17 protein-coding genes and 5 pseudogenes are annotated in these 16,681 nt (G+C 71.0%); 6 read left to right on the top strand and 16 right to left on the bottom strand.

Going from position 1 to position 16,681, the window contains the following annotated elements:
- Window positions 1-70 precede the first annotated feature (70 nt).
- Window positions 71-1,078: a MobF family relaxase gene (gene mobF, locus AB0H53_RS20735; protein WP_362115140.1), complete on the bottom strand. Its 1,008-nt coding sequence runs from the start codon at window positions 1,076-1,078 to the stop codon at window positions 71-73.
- Window positions 1,079-1,373: 295 nt separating this feature from the next.
- On the opposite strand from mobF, the gene AB0H53_RS20730 reads away from it, so the two are divergent.
- Window positions 1,374-1,727 (top strand): hypothetical protein, encoded by a 354-nt coding sequence (locus tag AB0H53_RS20730; RefSeq protein ID WP_362115138.1) that lies wholly within the window; start codon window positions 1,374-1,376, stop codon window positions 1,725-1,727.
- Between the two features lie 284 nt (window positions 1,728-2,011).
- On the opposite strand, the gene AB0H53_RS20725 is transcribed toward AB0H53_RS20730, so the two are convergent.
- From AB0H53_RS20725 to AB0H53_RS20690, 8 genes and pseudogenes are all read right to left on the bottom strand, one after another.
- Window positions 2,012-3,130 (bottom strand): methyltransferase domain-containing protein, encoded by a 1,119-nt coding sequence (locus tag AB0H53_RS20725; RefSeq protein WP_362115136.1) that lies wholly within the window; start codon window positions 3,128-3,130, stop codon window positions 2,012-2,014.
- A gap of 1 nt (window position 3,131) precedes the next feature.
- Window positions 3,132-3,266, bottom strand: a complete 135-nt coding sequence (locus tag AB0H53_RS20720; RefSeq protein WP_362115134.1) for a hypothetical protein — start codon at window positions 3,264-3,266, stop codon at window positions 3,132-3,134.
- 477 nt (window positions 3,267-3,743) lie between these two features.
- The gene (locus tag AB0H53_RS20715) at window positions 3,744-4,328 is read right to left on the bottom strand and encodes a Scr1 family TA system antitoxin-like transcriptional regulator (protein ID WP_362115131.1); all 585 of its coding nucleotides are present in this window, start codon (window positions 4,326-4,328) and stop codon (window positions 3,744-3,746) included.
- 85 nt (window positions 4,329-4,413) lie between these two features.
- Window positions 4,414-4,593, bottom strand: a pseudogene (locus AB0H53_RS20710) (helix-turn-helix transcriptional regulator); the annotation flags it as partial.
- A gap of 46 nt (window positions 4,594-4,639) precedes the next feature.
- Window positions 4,640-5,137 carry a hypothetical protein gene (locus tag AB0H53_RS20705; RefSeq protein ID WP_362115128.1) on the bottom strand — a complete coding sequence of 166 codons (498 nt, stop codon included), beginning with the start codon at window positions 5,135-5,137 and terminating at the stop codon, window positions 4,640-4,642.
- Window positions 5,138-5,567: 430 nt separating this feature from the next.
- Window positions 5,568-6,404 (bottom strand): annotated as a pseudogene (locus AB0H53_RS20700) (helix-turn-helix transcriptional regulator).
- On the bottom strand, window positions 6,401-6,937 hold the full coding sequence (locus AB0H53_RS20695; protein ID WP_362115125.1) for a DUF6879 family protein: 537 nt from the start codon (window positions 6,935-6,937) through the stop codon (window positions 6,401-6,403). The pseudogene AB0H53_RS20700 and the gene AB0H53_RS20695 overlap by 4 nt, the downstream one beginning before the upstream one ends.
- 1 nt (window position 6,938) lies before the next feature.
- Window positions 6,939-7,139: a hypothetical protein gene (locus AB0H53_RS20690; RefSeq protein ID WP_362115122.1), complete on the bottom strand. Its 201-nt coding sequence runs from the start codon at window positions 7,137-7,139 to the stop codon at window positions 6,939-6,941.
- Between the two features lie 534 nt (window positions 7,140-7,673).
- Here AB0H53_RS20690 and AB0H53_RS20685 point away from each other — a divergent pair.
- Window positions 7,674-8,017 (top strand): annotated as a pseudogene (locus tag AB0H53_RS20685) (transposase); the annotation flags it as partial.
- Between the two features lie 38 nt (window positions 8,018-8,055).
- On the opposite strand, the pseudogene AB0H53_RS20680 reads toward AB0H53_RS20685, so the two are convergent.
- Window positions 8,056-8,168: pseudogene (locus AB0H53_RS20680) on the bottom strand (IS5/IS1182 family transposase); the annotation flags it as partial.
- On the opposite strand from AB0H53_RS20680, the pseudogene AB0H53_RS20675 reads away from it, so the two are divergent.
- Window positions 8,168-8,289, top strand: a pseudogene (locus tag AB0H53_RS20675) (IS5/IS1182 family transposase); the annotation flags it as partial. The pseudogenes AB0H53_RS20680 and AB0H53_RS20675 sit on opposite strands and share 1 nt — an antisense overlap.
- 115 nt (window positions 8,290-8,404) lie before the next feature.
- On the opposite strand, the gene AB0H53_RS20670 reads toward AB0H53_RS20675, so the two are convergent.
- The 4 genes from AB0H53_RS20670 to AB0H53_RS20655 form a co-directional block, all read right to left on the bottom strand.
- Window positions 8,405-9,106: a hypothetical protein gene (locus AB0H53_RS20670; RefSeq protein WP_362115120.1), complete on the bottom strand. Its 702-nt coding sequence runs from the start codon at window positions 9,104-9,106 to the stop codon at window positions 8,405-8,407.
- Window positions 9,107-9,340: 234 nt separating this feature from the next.
- Window positions 9,341-9,568 carry a hypothetical protein gene (locus AB0H53_RS20665; RefSeq protein ID WP_362115117.1) on the bottom strand — a complete coding sequence of 76 codons (228 nt, stop codon included), beginning with the start codon at window positions 9,566-9,568 and terminating at the stop codon, window positions 9,341-9,343.
- 18 nt (window positions 9,569-9,586) lie between these two features.
- A complete protein-coding gene (locus AB0H53_RS20660; RefSeq protein ID WP_362115114.1) occupies window positions 9,587-10,027 on the bottom strand; it encodes a hypothetical protein in 441 nt (146 codons plus the stop codon).
- Window positions 10,028-10,287: 260 nt separating this feature from the next.
- A complete protein-coding gene (locus AB0H53_RS20655) occupies window positions 10,288-10,755 on the bottom strand; it encodes a hypothetical protein (protein ID WP_362115111.1) in 468 nt (155 codons plus the stop codon).
- 448 nt (window positions 10,756-11,203) lie between these two features.
- Here AB0H53_RS20655 and AB0H53_RS20650 point away from each other — a divergent pair, with 448 nt between their 5' ends.
- Window positions 11,204-12,886 carry an IS1182 family transposase gene (locus AB0H53_RS20650; RefSeq protein WP_362115108.1) on the top strand — a complete coding sequence of 561 codons (1,683 nt, stop codon included), beginning with the start codon at window positions 11,204-11,206 and terminating at the stop codon, window positions 12,884-12,886.
- A 158-nt stretch (window positions 12,887-13,044) separates the two neighbouring features.
- Here the strand turns inward: AB0H53_RS20650 and AB0H53_RS20645 are convergent, their stop codons facing one another.
- Window positions 13,045-13,359 (bottom strand): hypothetical protein, encoded by a 315-nt coding sequence (locus AB0H53_RS20645; RefSeq protein ID WP_362115105.1) that lies wholly within the window; start codon window positions 13,357-13,359, stop codon window positions 13,045-13,047.
- A 512-nt stretch (window positions 13,360-13,871) separates the two neighbouring features.
- Here AB0H53_RS20645 and AB0H53_RS20640 point away from each other — a divergent pair.
- Window positions 13,872-14,018, top strand: a complete 147-nt coding sequence (locus AB0H53_RS20640) for a hypothetical protein (RefSeq protein ID WP_362115102.1) — start codon at window positions 13,872-13,874, stop codon at window positions 14,016-14,018.
- Window positions 14,019-14,326: 308 nt separating this feature from the next.
- Here the strand turns inward: AB0H53_RS20640 and AB0H53_RS20635 are convergent, their stop codons facing one another.
- Window positions 14,327-15,163, bottom strand: a complete 837-nt coding sequence (locus AB0H53_RS20635; protein WP_362115099.1) for an endonuclease — start codon at window positions 15,161-15,163, stop codon at window positions 14,327-14,329.
- A gap of 75 nt (window positions 15,164-15,238) precedes the next feature.
- On the opposite strand from AB0H53_RS20635, the gene AB0H53_RS20630 reads away from it, so the two are divergent.
- On the top strand, window positions 15,239-16,672 hold the full coding sequence (locus tag AB0H53_RS20630; RefSeq protein WP_362115096.1) for a DUF6207 family protein: 1,434 nt from the start codon (window positions 15,239-15,241) through the stop codon (window positions 16,670-16,672).
- Window positions 16,673-16,681 lie beyond the last annotated feature (9 nt).

Below are 16,681 nucleotides of genomic sequence, written 5' to 3'. Positions count from 1 at the left end.
CAGACACGCAGTTGCGCGAGAGGCTGGGTCTTCCGCTTGGGCGGGCGGGTCTTGCGGGCGGCGATCCGGTTCAGCTTGGCCCGCGGGCCCGCTCGGAAACCACGGGCAGGAACTTCAACTCGCCGTCGTCGTCGACGGCGGTGACGTACTCGTGCTCCAGCTCGGTCAGGCAGGCGGCGATCTGGTCGCTGCGCCGGGAGGTCCAGACGTACTCGTGCTCCAGCTCGGTCAGGCAGGCGGCGATCTGGTCGCTGCGCCGGGAGGTCCAGCGGATCAGCTCGTTGGGCACCCCGGCAATCTCCATCACCGGCCGGCGCCCCCGGGTGACGGTGCGCGGCTCGGTCGCCAGCCCCAGCGCCTCGCAGACCTCGGCGGCCACCAGCTCGGTGTAGAGCGCGGAGGCCGCGACCGTGTTCTCGTGCAGGGCCAGGGTGTGGATCGAGCCCCACTTCCCGTCCAGGCGCTGCCCCTTCACCGACAGCAGCAGATGGTCATGAAGCAGCGGTCGACCTGAGCGAGCCTCGTAGTGGCGGAAGCGGGCGGCGACCAGACCGCCGGGCGGCCGTACCCGGTAGATGCCGTCCTTGCCGTAGCGGATCACCGCGACCTCGTCCTCGATCCACTCCAGTACCCGCTCGATCGCCCGCTCGTGCGCGGCCTCGATCACCAGACGGGTCTCCTCATCCCCGAACGCCCACAGGAGGTAGATCGTCGGCTGCGGCCGGAAGACGAAGTCCACGCCCGTGACCGTCACCCGGCGTCCGAGGGCGCCGGCCTTGAACGCCTTCTTCGGGGAGTCGCCCGCGGCGAGCCGGTCGGCCTCGATCCGGTCCGCGTCCGGGTGGCGGCCCCGCTCGCCGAACAGGTTCCGCAGCTGCGCCTCGGTGACCTCCTCACCCGGCGCCAGTCCGAGCACGGCCAGGCCACGGCCCATCCAGCGCCCGACCGGAACACCGGCCTGCTCCTGGGCGGCAGGCAGCGGTGTGCGGGCCGGGCGGCGGCCGTCGCCGACGACGGTCTCGCGGAGGTAGTAGCGGTACATCTGACCGGCCCGGACGATCCTGATATCCACTGTCATGCAGACCACGCCACACGGCCCTGACCTGCAAGAAAAAGCCGATCAGCGGCACGTCCCGCCAGGCGGGAGCAGCAGCCGAACTATCTTCACCGAGGCCCGCCGGACGGGAAGCGGACCCGGGCCGGACGCGAATGTCATCGCTCTCCGGCAGCCCGCACACCACGACCCGAACAACACCATCCAGCACCACTGAGCACCACCACGCGCCAAGGAAGACGCACCACCAACGAGCACCGCCTACAGCAGCCCCCGGCAACCGCCGGGGGCTTCGTCGTGCTGCCCGGAGGAGAACACCGTGCCCACCTTCGAGACCTGCCCCCGCTTCACCGCCGACCTCCAGCACCTCACCCCCGCCCAGCGCCGGCGCTTCCGCCGCGTCGTCCTGGACGCCTTCGTCCCCGACCTGCGCACCGGCCGCCAGTTCCGCCCCGGCTTACGGATCAAGGGGGTGCGCTGCGCGCCGGGCGTCTACGAACTCACCTGGGCGCCGGACGGGCGCGCGACGTGGTCCTACGTCCGGGCGGTGGTCGCCGGGCTCCCCCACGTCGTGTGGCACCGGATCGGGACCCACAACATGCTGGACCGGCCCCTGACCCAAGGCCATCTCGCGGGCTCCGGTCGCCGGTTGGTTGGTCAATCGTTCCGATGACCCGGAGGACAGCAGTGAAAAAGACGGGACAGCTGAAGTCGCTGATCATCCACCCTGCGCAGGAACTGCGGGAGGACAAGGACGCGCTGGGGAAGTTTCTCGGAGTCCGGGAAGGCAGCCGCAGAGACCTCCCCGGGTCTCGATGGCTGCACTTCGAAAGCAGATTCGCTCGAAAGGGTCACGACCGCAAGATGTCTTGACCTCTCACGCCGGCATCCGCCCGTGCCCCAGAGCGCCGGAGCCCCGGCCGGCCGTGACGGGGGACGCAGCCGGCCGGGGCGGTCTCATGCGGCTGGCTCGCGGTCTGGTGCGGCCTCGATGATCCGTTCCAGGTTGTGCAGCCACACCTGCTGCCCTCGGGCGGTCACCGTCAGCCCAAAGTCGCGGGCCTCGGGTGAGCCGAGGGCGATGTACTCACGGTGGGCCTGCTCGACTTCCTGCCACAGGTTGCGCACGCCGTACTCGTAGGCGTCTTCACCGGTGGCGGCGGTGGCCGCGCATCCGTCCTCGTCCTGCACCCAAACTTGGGCGCCGTCGGCTTGGCCCGTGTGGACCATGCGCATCTTGGGGTGCCGGGTGCCGGCGTACAGCGCGAAGCCGAGGCTGAGCAGTTCGCGCGGATCGACGGAAACCGGAGCGGTCCGGCACGTCGTGGTGTCCACCGGCATGGGCACGGGCGGCCGGTGGGAGCGCATCGGCATGTACGACGCGCCGCCCTGGAACCGGCCTCCGGCCTGGCCCTGGCCGTCGGCGGTGAGCTGGACGACGGCGCCGCTCCAGAAGTCACGGGCCATTGGGGCGACGAGGATGCCGCCCGGGGTGAGCTGCCGGATGAGCTGGTGTGGCACCGTGCGGAGTGCGCAGGTGGCGAGGATCCGGTCGAACGGTGCCCGGGCTGGCCACCCCCATTCCCCGTCCGAGCATGCGAGGTGGGGCCGGAAGCCGGCCGCACGGAGGGCGCCGGCCGCGTGGTCGGCGAGGCCGGGGTCGATCTCCACGCTGTACACCGTGGAGTCGCCGAGGCGGCGGGAGAGCAGCGCCGCGACGTAGCCCGAAGCCGTGCCGATCTCCAGCACCCGTTGCCCGGGCTCGACGCTCAGCAGCCGCAGCATGCGGGCCACCATCGACGGCTGGCTGTTGGACGACGTGGCGATGCCCGGGCCGTCCGGCTTGCCGTCATCGACCTGAATGATGACCGGCTCGTCGGCGTGGATGAGGGCGAGCCGGTCGGCCTCGGTGGTCAGCGGCTCGCACTCGGTCGGGCCCTGGCGCCAGGCCCGGCTGGGGATGAAGGGTTCGCGGGGGACGGCGTGCCAGACGGCGCGCCATGTGTCGTCGAGCAGGCCGCGCTCGTAAAGGTTTTCTACGAGCGCGGCGTGCCCGCCCAGTTGGGCGGCGGTCACTTCAGCTCCCGTCGGTCTTGGTCTCGGTGTACTTCTGCGGGCCGGAGCCGTCGGGGGACGGCGGGGTCGGCGGGGTCCACGGCTTGTCGGAGGGCTCGCCGCCGTGCTTGCCGCCGTCGGCCATGGTGTCGCTCATCTGTACCTCCTGGGCAGGTGGTGCCGGATGGGTGGCGGGGTGGTGGTGCCCGCCGGCCGCGCCGTCCCCGCCATCGGTCACACGCAGCGGACGGAGTCTTACCGGGGGGCGGTGCGGCGCTGGTGCTGGTACCAGGCGATGGCGGCCACGGGGGCGGCCAGCTTCGCGGCGTGGGCCCGGCAGGCGAGGACGTCCTTGGGTCCCGGACGGCGACCGGGCGCAGCGGCACGTGGGGTACTGAGTGGACAGCGGCGGCGCGGTGGTGTCGGCGGCCACCGTGCGCTCGGGCTGCACGTCCTGGCGGGTGCCGTCGGGGGGGACCCGCTGGACGGGGCGCCACGACCATGCCTTGGGCCGGAGTTCTTCGATGGGCCGCGATGATCGCCATGGGTCGCCTCACTCTCTGCCTAGGAAGCCTTGCACTCTGTGCGGGGATGCGTACCCGCTTTCGCGGGAATCCGCGTCGGCTGGGGGTCGTCACGGCCGGTCTGCGGGGAGCAGAGGGGTGCCGGCCTCGAAGGCGGCGCGGGCGCGGCCGATCCAGTAGTAGCTGTCCTCCGTGCCGGCGGCATGGTCATCGACGCGGTTCAGCCAGGCATGCAGGGGCGCGCCGTCGGGACCGGTGGTGTAGTGGGTGCCCAGGAGCCGTTGCACGTACAGGTAGTGGCCGTGCAGAAGCAGCTCGGTGACCACGGCCGAGGGGGCCACGGTGGACTGAGAGAGCGGCACCACGCGGATGTCGGCCAGGCCCTGGTCGATCAAGGTCTGGAGGTGGGCGAGCTGACCGGCCATGACGGGACAGCCACCGATGGGCCGGGCCAGCACGGACTCGCGCATCAGCAGGGTGAGCTTCTGGTTCTTCCCGGGCTGGCGCGGCTGGAGATCCAGGTGCATGGATCCGGGCGTCTCCAGGGTGCGTGTCTGGGCCGCTACGGCGGCGTATGCGGGGGTGCGGACGATCGGCGGCAGCCAGACGAGGGTGGAGATCCCGCTGGGCGGCGGCGGTGTGCTCGCAGACCTCCAGCCGGTCGCGCGCCCCGTAGTCGTGGTCGGTGCACTCACGGTGCCCGGTCGCCACGGTGGCGCCCGCAGGGGGCAGGAGCCGCGTGATCGACTGGCTCTCCAGGTGGCTGCGGATGCCGTAGGCCCACAGCAGGAGCTCGACAGCCGGCTTCGGTAGCGGGATCTCGGCCCGCTCCATGCGGAAGACGGTGGAGACGGTGCGTCGCAGGTAGCGGGCCGCGTCCTGGGAACTCACGCCGCCGGCGGTGCGCAGAGCGCGTAAGTAGGTGCCGACGATCAGGGCACCCGGGGGCCGGCGCGTCATCGAACGCGGTGATCGTGGGTGTGTCAGTCATGGGACGTTCCGGTGATCAGAGGCGGTAGCCACGGACGGTGAGCGGTTCCAGCCGTCCTCGCAGAAGTCCGGGGTCGGTCAGGAGGCCGTCGCCCGAGGGCGGGTAGAGCCAGGTGCGGCCACGGCTGGTGACGCCGGGGACGGGGCAGCGCAGGGTGGCGCCTCGGCCGGCGCAGACGGTCAGGTGCAGCGGCTCCCACATCTCGGCGGTGCCGGCCGGGACCAGGAACTCCAGGCTCTGGCGAGGTTGGCAGTGCAGTACCGGGCCCAGCGTCACCGTGGAGGAGTTGGCGAGCTGGTCGAGCACGGGCAGGCCGAGGCGGTCCACGACGCGCAGGACGTCGAAGTGGATGCCGAGGGGGATCTCGGCGAGGTGGTCGGGGGTGTCGGCCCACTCGGCGTGGATGATCGACGGCGGGTCCATGACCGAGGCCAGCCATGAGGCGCCCGGGTGCGCCGACCCAAGTCGGGGCCGCACGGCGTACCGCCGCCGCGCTGCTGGCAGCCGGGTCACCGGGACACCACCTGTCGGCACCGAGGGCACTCACATTTCGGGAATCCGCCGGCCATGAGCACGGCGGTGGAAGGCTTCACCGTGATCTGAGGTTGGGTTACCTCGCGGGCGCCGTCGGGGCGGACCCGGTACACCTTGATGGTCATCACTGGTTGGCCTCCTCGCGCTTGGGCTCCAGCAGCATGTACAGGACCGGGACACCCCCGCTGCTCGGCACACGAGCGGTGGGCGAATACGGGGCCGGTTGGGGCCGCTGTTCGCGGCGACGAGACGCACGCACACGTCCGCGCCATCGTCTGGGCAATAGGTACAGCTCGTCATCGGAATCCCTCAGATCCGCAGTGGCTGAACTGCCTCAGACCGTAGGGAGGTTGCCGAGCATCGCCGCTGAAATTGCGTGCTATTTCTCCGATTGCCCATCAGATTGCTGCTACGCGGCGGACTTGTCCAGAGCTGTGGTCAACAGCCGCCGGGCATCCTGGCCATACCGGGCCATCACCGCCAGCCGATCGAAGACGTTGCGGTACAACCGCAGTTCTTCCGGCTGTGTCAGGCGCATCTCCGCGGCGAACGTCTCGACCATGACGATGCGGTCATCGAACAACCAGAACCCGTGGATCGGGCTGACGGGCAGCCGCACTCCGAAGGGCACGACCCCGAGGCGCACCTACTGCAGGGTGGACACACTCACCAGTCGGTCTATCTGCCCGGCCATAACGTCGCGGGGCGCGGTCCCGTAGCGCACAGCCGCCTCGGTGATGAGGAAGTGGAACCGCCGCCCCGGCCGGTAGAGGGTGGCCTGCCGCTCCATTCGGGCCTGGACGCCAGCGTCAATGTCGTTGGTGACCCCGTACAGGTCGACCACCTCGGTGAGGCGGCAGCGGGCGTACTCCGGCGTCTGTAGCAGCCCGGGAATCCAGGCCGGCTCAAATGCGCGGATGACGCGGGTGGTGGCATCGACCTCGGCGAGGGCTTGCTGGCGCAGCTTGGTGCCGTCTCGCAGCTGACGGCGCCAGTCAGCGTACTGCGTCTCGAGGTTGCGCAGAGCGGCGATAAGGGAGGAGACCTGGTCGCCGGCGTCGCAGGTGGTGGCCCAGGCCTGGATATCCCCTTCGGAGGGGGTCTGCTTGCCCAGCTCGATCTTGCTGACTTTGCTGGGCGGCCAGCCCAGCACCTCCGCGAGCTGCTTGCCGTTGAGGTTGGCATCGCGGCGCATTTCGCGGAGGCGGTGGCCGAGCGCTTCACGCGCCTCGTGGACCTTCGTCACGGGGCTGCGGCCCGCCCGGCGACATAGTCGGCGTAGGGCACGGCGTGGTGCCAAGCCGCGTCTCGCAGGTAGCTGTGCTGGACGACCGCGCCGGGGTCCTCAATGATCTCCGTTCCCAGTGGGATGCCGTCGTCGGTGAAGTGCATGAGCCCAAGACGGCGCGAATCGAACAGCCAGTAATCGTAGGCGGGGAGCTTCAGCCGGTCGGCCTCCTGCTGGCGTAGATAGCGGATGTCCTCGCCGGCCTTGACGTTGAACTGGCAGAGCCAGAGCTCGAACTCGAGGTATTCCGTCAGCACGTCGGGCACGACCCTCACGCGCTCGATCCGCTTCCCCGTCTCGATGCCGCGGCGCATGGTGTCGAGCCAGGGCTGGAACCAGTCCGTACCGGGGTCCTCCCCGCGGCAGTGCCGGGCGAACGGCTCCTGCTCTTCATCCACCGTGTAGACGGTGCGGGTTTCCAGGCGCCAGGCGGTGTGCTCGAAGTCTTCGAAGAGGCGACCGAACGCCTCCCCAGTGAGCAGGTCGGGCACGTCACTCCTTGGGTGCGAAGCGGATGAGCAGCTCTCGGGGGATCTCGACGATGTCCTCGCCGTCCAGGACGTCGCGCAGCTGTGCGCGCGCCTCCGGGTCGGTGACCTTGTAGCCCTGGACGACGATGGTTCCTCGGTCGGTCTCGTACAGCGTCGGGCAGTTTCCGCCGCCCGAGGTGGTGCCGATGAAGCGTAGCTCCATGGTGGTTCCCCTCTCGCTGAGATTTCTCGAAATTGCAGCAGCTTGCGAGGGCGCCAGCAAGGGCGACGTTCAGGACACGACGAAACCGCCCCCTGCCCGGCCCGGAGGCCAAACAGGGGGCGTGACGTTCACGGGTACTGGCGGCGGTACGGCTCGAAGGCGAGCAGGGCCGGTGGCTGCTCCGGCGGGGGCTCGGACGGCGGCGGGGCTCCGTCGCGGCGGCACACCAGCGCGTCCGGGTCGTCGCGGGCGGGTTGGAGGGAGTAACCGGCCGGGCACGGCTGCCCGTCCTAACCTGCCTCCCCGGCTCCCCGGGCGGGCCCTGCGGTCCGGACGGGCCGGACGATCCGGGCGGGCACGGCTCTCCCTGCGGGCCTGCGGGCCCCGGCTCGCCCACCGGGCCAACGGGGCCGCCCTTCCCTGCGACTCCAGGTGTGCAGGGTTGGCCGGCCCCGGTCGGGCCGGGCGCTCCGTCGGCGCCGGCTGGCCCGGTCGATGTACGGGTCGACGGCGGCCAGGACCAGGCGCTGCAGCTGGACCGAGGCCGGTGTCTGGCCACGCCTGCATGCCACCCTGCTGACCGAACTGCGCCGCGCCGAACTGCTGGACCTGGACGACTGCTCCGTGGACGGATCGCACGTCCGGGCCCTCAAAGGGGGGATCACGTCGGGCCCTCGCCCGTCGACCGCGCCCGCCCCGGCTCCAAGCACCACCTGATCGTCGACCGTCACGGAACCCCGCTCGCCGTCATCCTCACTGGCGGCAGCCAGCACGACGTCACCCAACTCCTGCCGCTGCTCGACGCCGTCCCGTCGATCCGGGGTCGGCGGGGACGTCCCGGCCGCAAGCCCCGGCGCCTTTACGCCGTCCGGGGCTACGGCTTCGACAGGACCGCCGCCTGCTGTGGAAGTCCCGCAAGCCTGCGCCAGGCCGTGACTCCGGAGCAGCCCACGGTCTCGGTCGGGACGTCGCGTCAGGCCACCCCGGTCCCACACCGGCGAGAGCCGCCCGGTCCGGAATGCGAAGCCGAGCGCGGCATCAAACCGCTGATCGCACGACGTGGCGTCGCCCACGGGCCCGGACTGGGCAAGGCGCGCTGGGTCGTGAGCGAGCCTTCGCCTGGCTGCACCAGTTCAAACGGCTCCGCACCCTCACGCACGAGTCGTTCCTGTGGGCAGGGGGCGGGGTGCTCCGAGCGATGCTGAATCGTTCCCCGAGTCCTGGTTGCCGGACCTTGGTACCGGGCTCAGCGAGCCGGGAGCGGATCAGCCGGGCTGCGCGGCCGAACGCGGGTCGGAGGTGTCGATACGTTCGGCGAACCGACGGACCTGGTCCTCGACGGGTTCGTTGCCGGTGACGGCCATGGTGTAGCGGCGAAACGCCGTGGCGAGGAACGAATCCTCGACGCGGAACTCCATCGTGATGTGGGCCTTCTCGCCACGGTCGCCGACCGATACGCCAAGGCCCCAAGGCTGGGGCAGGCAGTTCCACCGCTGGTACCAGTCGAGGGCGACCAGTTCCCGGACCAAGAGGCGTGCGGCGGTGTCGACCGGCTCCTCCCAGCTGTGGTCGGCGACGAAGCGGGCCAGCTCGGCGTCGTACCGGTCGGCGTCGAAGTGGGAGTCCGGTGGCAGCGGCACCCGGATGTCGTCCGTATTTTCCCACGTCCACACCACCAGACCACCACACCGCTCGATGGTCACGAAGACGCCCCCGCAGCAACCGGTGTCGCAGTAGTTGTTCGACAGCTCGACCCGCCGCGGTTCGCCGCCGGCCCTCAGCGGCCACGTTTCGGGCGGGCCGATCAGCATCTCGTTAAAGAGACTCGAATCGCTGTCGGGGTGGATCGTCTCCACGACATCCACCCCGTCGACCATCAAGCGGATCCGCGCCGACGATCGCCATGACCCCGAATCCGCAGGGACATGGCCAAGGGAAAGGACATTGAACGGCTCGGGAAGTTCCATCTCCTCATAATCACACCTTCGGACCCGAACCTCCCGGTGCCCGGGGGCGGCCAGGCCGGGCACCGGGGCCGGTGGCCGGGGGTCACCGGCCCGAGCACGACGCGCCGGGCGGGACTGGACCGCAGGCCGGGGACACACCCCTCGTCCGCTACCTCCGGTAGCGGACGAGGGAGCGCCACGAGCAGCTCCTGGCGTCGGCTTCGCTACCGCAACGGGCTGTGACGAATCGTGAGGTCACGGCCGGCGGCGCAGAGCGGCGACGATAGCGGCGGCGACCGCACCAACAGCGCCGAGGAATGTGGCACCGACGTTCAGCGGGGCGACAACGCGCGGATGCTGCCAGGCGATGTACGTGACGAACACCGCCGCGCCAAGAAGGAGAGCCACGCCCAAGACGATGACGACGGTGGTGGTGAGCACAGTGCTGTCCTGGCGGGGGTCGGAACCGGTCGGGGTGGACATGGGGTGGCCTCTTTCAGGTCAGGGGAGGCCGGCCGTCAGGTGGGCGAGCGCCTCGTGGAGCAGGTGCAGGGCCTCGTCGGTGCGGCCGGTGCCGCGCAGCGGGGTCGCGGCCTCACGGGCCGCGGCGGTGAGCACCACCGCGTTACCGGAGCGGATGACGGCAGCGCCGGCCCGGGCTCCGTACGCGCCGGCGGCCTCGGTGCGGCCCTGCTTGACCACCAGCTGGGAAGCCAGCACCCACACGCCGGCGGCCCGGGCGGCGCGGCCGAGCCGCGTCCGGTGCTGCGCGGCGGCGGCGTCCAGGAGCAGCGGCAGCGCCCGGCGGGCGTAGTCGCCGGCCGCGAACAGCTGGCGCGCCGCGGCGATATAGCCAGCCGACAACCGCGGCGCCGGGGCCGCCCACACCGCCGTCGGAACCGCGAGCGCCCCGACCCCCACCAGCACGCTGCGTCGCTCCACACCCGTCTCCTCGCCCGGCTCCCGGCCCGGTGCCGCCTCGACGCTACGGCCAGTCGGACCGTACGGGCAGGGCGCACGACGCCGGCGCCGTGCGCCCCGGGGCCTCGGCCGGCGCGCGTCGGCGCCGCTCCCCCACCACGACGTCCTGGGGCGGCTGGGCAGGGGGGCGGGCCGGAGCGTCCGAAGGAAACAGCCCCGGACCCGGACGTCGTGGGCCGGGACACCCCGGCAGTACAGGTGGAAGCCGAATGGCGCGAGGGCTACGTCTCCTCGACGTGGCGCAGGACGACGGTGCGGCGTACGCCTGCCTCCACCATGGCCTGGGCCCGGTGCTGGCCGTTGATGTAGCCGGTGCTGCTGGAGGGCTGGATGGTATCCGCGATGTTGAACAGGGTGGCCAGCGCCTCGGTCTCCCAGCGGCTGGCGTCGGTTGTAGCCGCGTGGGCGGTGGCGAACTCCTCCATGTCGTCGGCATCCACGGACTGCGTCCGGGTCCGCTGGAGGACCTCTAGCGCCATCGTGTTGACCCGGTGCCAGTCGCCGCCGTGGTACCAGCAGCAGATGCGGGCGTCGCCGCGGCGCGGCAGGACCTGACGCATCCAGCGCCGCCACCAGGGCACACCGGTCGGCATGCAGACCGGCTCGCGGAACGGTGCCGGCCGGGCGAGACGGGTCACCGCGAACTCGGCGAACACCAGCAGCGGTTCCGGCTCGGCGGCGCGCGGCACGTAGCTGGCGCCACGGTCCGTGGCGACAGATGCGCCGACCAGGTCCTGCAGCTGCTCGTGGGTGATCAGCTACCAGCGCGGGTCCTGCGGCTGGTAGCGGTCGGCGCCAGCGAACACCACGCGCCGAAAGCGGGTCACCTGGCGTGAGTAGCTGACGCTGTCGGGGATCTTGAAATCCGGAGCTGCTGACCATGGCAAGCGCGTCGAGTGGGCGCTTCGTTTCCCCTGCTCAGGGGGTCGGCGTGCGGGTTGGTTGCCCAGCGAGGACTCGCTGTCGTCCTGGTGACCGTTGGGCGAACGCATCGTTCGTGCTCTGTGATGCCCGTGCGACTGCGGTGGCTGGTGTGTCGATGGGCGTTCACCCGTTCGTGGTGACCGCCCCGAGAATCACGGATCGGGCTGTCTGCGCGGGTGGCACGGTTGGGGCCCGCGACTTCGGAGGTCGGAGATGTGCGTTCGCTCCCGTACCGGCTGCATGGTTCCCGAGCTGACGGTGCGGGTGGCGCGGGCATGCAACCCGCACGGCACCACGGCCATGGCCATCCGTGACCACCTCAACGGCCTCTGGAGTGATGAGGACTTCGAGGAGTGGTATCCCAGGGACGGCAAGCCGGGCCTGTCGCCGGCCCAGTTGGCCACCGTGTCCGTCCTCCAGTTCCTGCTGGAGCTGTCCGACCGCCAGGCCGCAGAGTCTGTGCGCAACCGCATCGACTTCAAGTACGCGATGGGCATGGAGCTGGAGGATCCCGGCTTCCATCACAGCGTCCTGGCCGACTTCCGCGAGCGTCTGGCCCAGGAGGGCCGGGCCGACAAGCTGCTCGACCTCGCGCTGGAGAAGATCCGGGCGGTCGGCCTGGTCCGGGAGCGCGGCCGGCAGCGCACCGACTCCACCCACGTCCTGGCCTCGGTCCGCGACCTGACACGCCTGGAACTGGTCACCGAGGCCATGCGCGCGGCCCTGGAGGAACTCGCCCGCCGGGCGCCGCACGAGTTGGTCGGACTCGTGAACGAGGACTGGGGCAAGCGCTACGGCCGAGCGGCCCGGCTCGGCAAGAACCCCTCCAAGCCCAAGACCCGGATCAAGGAGACCGGCGAGGACGTCCGCCTGCTCCTGCGCTACGTCCACCGCTACCTGCCCGCTCTCCGCGACGGCGAGCAGGTCCAGGCCCTGCGGCAGATCTTCTTGCAGAACTACCACCTCGATGCCCAGGACCGTCCGAAGTGGCGCGAGCCCGAGGATGCCGGCCTGCCGCCCTCGGCCGTCGCCATCGTCTCGCCCTACGACGTCAGCGCCCGCTACGCACGCCGCGGCGAGACCCGCTGGAAGGGCTTCCTCGCGCACGTCACCGAGACCTGCGACCCGGACACCCCCAGCGTGATCACCGACGTCACCACCACCAAGGCCCCCGTCCACGACACCAAGGCCCTCCCCGGCATCCTGGCCAACCTGGATGCTCGGAACCTGCTGTCGAAAGAACACTTCGTCGACGGCGGCTACCTGTCCGTCGCGCTGAAACAGCAGGTCGCCCGCGACCACGGTGTCGGCCTGGTCGGACCGATCCGGGCCAGGAGCACCCGCCAGTCCCGCAAGGGCACCGTCTTCTCGCGCGACGCCTTCACCATCGACTGGGACGCCAAGAAGGTCACCTGCCCACAGGGCAAAACCAGCAGGCCGTGGACGACGCCGCCGTCCATCGCGCCATACTTCCAGGCCAAGTTCTCCAAGAAGGACTGCGGTCCATGTCCGGTCAAAGCCGCCTGCACCCGCAGCGACATGCGCCTGCTCTCGTTCCTTCCCCGCGAGCTCCACGACATCCAGTCCGAGTCCCGGACTGAGCAGCAGACCCAGGAATGGCTCTCTCGTTACTCGCTGCGGGCCGCCATCGAGAGCACGATCAGCGAGTTCGTCAACGGCCACGGCATGCGCCAGTGCCGCTATCGCAGCGAAGACAAGGCTCACGTCCAGCATGTCCTGACCGCCATCGCGGTCAACCTCGAACGCATCGACGTCCACCTACCGCCGACACTCGCCCGCCAACCCCGGAACCCGACAGCTCTCCAAGGCTTCCTCGACTGGCAGCACATCCCCCGGCCTCGGTCCTGGCGCGCCGCCACCCACCCCGCCGGATGAACTGATCATTCTGAAGGTGCTGACCAGCACCTTGCCTCAGACCGGTCCGAAGACCGAAGGCATAACCCCACACTGGCACAGCACTCCAGCGAGGATCGCCCCGTTCAGCTTGTTGATCTCCCAGAACTGCGTCCGACCAAGATCCCCGACAGCGTCACTCACTGAGTCCTCCGGCCACAGCTGCCGTTCCACCCACACCGGTGGCTGGTCCTCGGCGGGGCAGTGCTGCTCCCACACCGCGCCTGCGACAGGCTCATGCCCTCCGCGAGGTCGATCTGGGTCGCCACCGCGACCGGGCGCGCCCCAGGAGTGGTGAACAGCTGCAGCCGGAACGTCCCCGGCAGCCCGGGGGCGGTGAACATGTGGTCGTCCACGCTGAGCCGGCGTGGAGCTCGCAGGGCGCGAAGCTCGTCCGGGCCGTGGGGGCGCGGCGCCGGTTCGGGGGCCGGGCCGGCGGGCAGGTCATCGCTCATCCCCTGATCATTCCCGACCCCGACCCGGTGGCGCCGGGCCCGGGTCGGTCAGCCGGCCGCCGTCGTGGTGGGCGGTGGCGCTGGAGGCCGGCCTGTCGCCCGGCGCCCTCGCCGCCGTCGGACAGCGATTGCGCGCGGCGGTCACCCGGCGGCGGCCCGGCCGGGGATCAGCAGCCCGACGGCCCCTCCCGGCGTCGGGCACGCGGTGACGCGGCCGCGGGACGGCGGCACGGCGGCAAGACAGTGGCGGGAGGCAGCGGAACCCGGGGCTACGGTAGCGGCGCCCGGCCCGAGAGTGGCAACGGCTGGACGGCGGCCCCGGGAAGCAGGCCACGTCGGGCCCGGCCTACAACGACACCGGCAACGCGCATTGTTGGGAAGCCGACGGCCGCCCGGCGATGCCGGCAGGGCAGCGGGACAGCGGCGCGGCCCGAGCGAGCGTCGGGGCGGGACGGTGGGGCCCGGCAGGACGGTATGGCCCGGCACTGGGAGGCACACCGCGGCCAGCGAGCGTGCTGGACGCAGCCGCGCGACGGCGCCAGGCCGGGGGCAAGGGTGGACAGCGCAAGGTGGCGCAGGACGACGGCACGGCGTACGCCGGTCTCCACCTCGCCGGCGGTGACCAGCGCCTCGCGCAGGTGCGCGTCCTGTGTGCGTGATCGGTCCCGGGCACCTTGGCCTGGAACAGGGCGCAAACAGAAAAGGAGGACAGCCTGCGGCCGCGCCAGGCGAGGTTGCCGAACGGCAGTCGAGGCGCCGGGGCGGTCCTGGCCCAGGCCCTCTGGAGAACGATCCGGCGGCCCCTGGTCGGACCGTGGGCTGGCGGTCGCCGTCAGGTGGCCTTGCGCCTCCTTCAGCAGGCGCAGGGCCTGCGGGGGGGCCGGTGGGGCGCAGCGGGGCCCGGGCCCCGACACTCGCAGGCGTGCCGGGGTCAGGCATGTTCCTCGGGTTGGGGGCCGGTTGCCGGTTACTTCCAGATTGCGCTGACCCACTCGGGGTGGTCCACGAACGGGTTCCGGTTTTTCTGGATCGCGAAGATCTTGTCGTTGCGGGACTTTTCGAAGGCGTCGGGCGGGTCGGCGTCGTTCCACTGTTTGAGGACGGACAGGCGGCCCATCGCCGGCGCGCTGCCGTTGTCGACCCGGTCGTTGGGTTCGAGGTCGGGGAAGCCGTCGGATCCGTCGTAGCGGACCGCCATGTAGAGGATCATGCGGGCCACGTCGCCCTTGACCGCGTCCCTGGGCTCGAACGAGTCGCTGTCGGAAAGGCTGCCGGGAGCTTCGTTGACCGGGTCGCCGCCGTTGTCGAAGTCCAGGTTGCCCCGGTCGGCGTTGACCGAGGCGTCCTCGGGGCGCAGGTGGTGGATGTCGGTGCCCGGGCCGGTCGACGTACCGAAGTCACCGTGGCTCTTGGCCCAGACGTGCTCCCTGTTCCAGTCGTCCGTGCCGCCGCCGTGGGCCTCCTTGGCCTGCGAGCGGCCGCTGTAGAGCAGGATGACGTTGCCGGGATGGGCCGGGTCCTCGTCGGTCGCTTTCAGCGCGTCCCAGACCTTGGCGTAGGAAAGCTTGGTCTGCTGGCTGATGATGGCGTGCAGGGCAGTCTTCAGCTCACCGCCGCTCTTGCCGACGGCACTGTCGTAGTAAGCCTCATCCAGCGGCACAGCCCTCGCGGTGGTCGTGTCGGCATCGGGGACGGCCGGCGGGGCGCCAGTAGCGAAGGCGGCCACGGGTGTGGCGAGAGCGACGGCGGCGATCACGGCCAGAACGGGACGGCGCCAGGGGCGCCGCTGTCGGTGAGCGGACATGACGTGGGGGTGTCCTCTCCTTCTCAGTGGGCACGCTGCACCGTCGCCGTCCCGGCGATCTGCCGGACCTCGGCTATGTGCCCGCCAGACGGATCACAGGGAGCAGTTCAGGCCACGGAGCCTGCCACGTCCCGGCAACCCATAAGTGGACAGCACGAGATCATCCTGTGCCGACACCGTGCAGAACGCCCAGGCGTGCTCGAAAACCCTGCCGCAGTGCGAAGCCTGGTGGCCGATGCCGGACGGGGGCGGTGGCACCGGGTGGGCCCCGCAGCCGACCCGTCGCCCGGCCGGTTTATTCCCGAACAAGCCATGGCTGCCGCGCCGTGTCAGCCCCTGGTGAAGAGGGTCAGCGCGGTTGGATGCGGCAGAGGTCCCGCAACCTGGGATCCCCCCGTGCGCACCGCGCCACCCGGGCAGGCTCTGGTGGTTCACCGGAGTACGCATGCCCGGAATAGCGCGGACCCCGACGAGAGGGCAGCCGCCTTAAGGCCCCGTCCTGTCGTCGGATCGCATCTGCCCGGCCCTGTCTACGGGTCCGGCCGCACCCGCGCGATCGGCGAGTGGCAGCACGCCTACGGCCCTCACCCGTCCGGGCGGTCGTACAACTGCTGGCGAACCAGACCGCTGCTGCGGGTCGTCGCCAGGAGCATGCGCATCAATGAGCAACACATCGCCGAACCGGGCCTGGTGGTCCTGGACGTCATCGCTGCGGACGAGGGCACCGTCCGCGCGGTGATGGACGGTCTCCAGCAGTTGTGGGCGACTTCCGGGATCACCCCGGTATGGCGTACGCCGGGGAGAGCCCGGGGTGCGGGCGCGGGTATACGGGGACCTGCGCCACCACCAACGCCCGCCCAACTAGCTGCGCTTCAGCCGCCTGTCGGTGCACCCATCTGCGTGGCCGCTGCCGGCTACTGCGAGGCGCGGGGCGGGAACTTAGCCCCACACGGTTTGCGCACCGACCGCCGTGCCTCCCGCTCCGCGGGCCGACACCCGTTTCTCCTCACGCTTTGGTGCGGACGGCTTGGCGGCGGAAGAGCAGAACCGGTGGGGCGCGGCAGGGTGTGGATCAGTACGAGGGGCGGCCCCGGCCGGACGGCAGACAAAGCTGCATACCGGCCCGCGCAGCCACAGGCACCGGGCCACCCGGGGCCCCGGGACCGACGGTGGGTATGGCGCCAGGACCGGCGGCGCGGCCCGGGCAACACGGCGCATCTGGCGAAGCATCGGGCGGCGGCTACGCTGCCGCCACCAGCCGGACGACCCGGCCCGGACGCCCCGGTAAACCCGAGACCCCGGGGACACGGCGCCGCAGTCGGCCAGACCCCGGGAGGCGCACGGCCAGCACAAGCGGCCGATGCAGGCGGCGGGCGCGGGCAGCTGGGACGATACGGTCGGCCGGGTCGGCCCGGGATGCCGGGCAGCACAGAGGGACACAGATGGCCGGATAGCCACCGCGCGTCGTCACTCGGCGGTCGAACTACGAGGCGGCCGCACCGCAAGTAGCTTGCCGGG

The organism is Streptomyces sp. NPDC050856, from assembly GCF_040653855.1.
GTDB lineage: Bacteria > Actinomycetota > Actinomycetes > Streptomycetales > Streptomycetaceae > Streptomyces.
The sequence above is the reverse complement of the archived record's forward strand: the minus strand, read 5'-3'. Positions and strand labels throughout refer to the sequence as shown.

Excerpts from the sequence above, each read along its gene's own strand:
- AB0H53_RS20720 (WP_362115134.1), bottom strand. The coding sequence starts at position 3,266 with ATGAGCGACACCATGGCCGACGGCGGCAAGCACGGCGGCGAGCCCTCC.
- AB0H53_RS20650 (WP_362115108.1), top strand. The coding sequence starts at position 11,204 with ATGTGCGTTCGCTCCCGTACCGGCTGCATGGTTCCCGAGCTGACGGTG.
- AB0H53_RS20665 (WP_362115117.1), bottom strand. The coding sequence starts at position 9,568 with ATGTCCACCCCGACCGGTTCCGACCCCCGCCAGGACAGCACTGTGCTC.
- AB0H53_RS20645 (WP_362115105.1), bottom strand. The coding sequence starts at position 13,359 with ATGAGCGATGACCTGCCCGCCGGCCCGGCCCCCGAACCGGCGCCGCGC.
- AB0H53_RS20670 (WP_362115120.1), bottom strand. The coding sequence starts at position 9,106 with ATGGAACTTCCCGAGCCGTTCAATGTCCTTTCCCTTGGCCATGTCCCT.
- mobF (WP_362115140.1), bottom strand. The coding sequence starts at position 1,078 with ATGACAGTGGATATCAGGATCGTCCGGGCCGGTCAGATGTACCGCTAC.
- AB0H53_RS20630 (WP_362115096.1), top strand. The coding sequence starts at position 15,239 with ATGTGCCCGCCAGACGGATCACAGGGAGCAGTTCAGGCCACGGAGCCT.
- AB0H53_RS20635 (WP_362115099.1), bottom strand. The coding sequence starts at position 15,163 with ATGTCCGCTCACCGACAGCGGCGCCCCTGGCGCCGTCCCGTTCTGGCC.
- AB0H53_RS20690 (WP_362115122.1), bottom strand. The coding sequence starts at position 7,139 with ATGGAGCTACGCTTCATCGGCACCACCTCGGGCGGCGGAAACTGCCCG.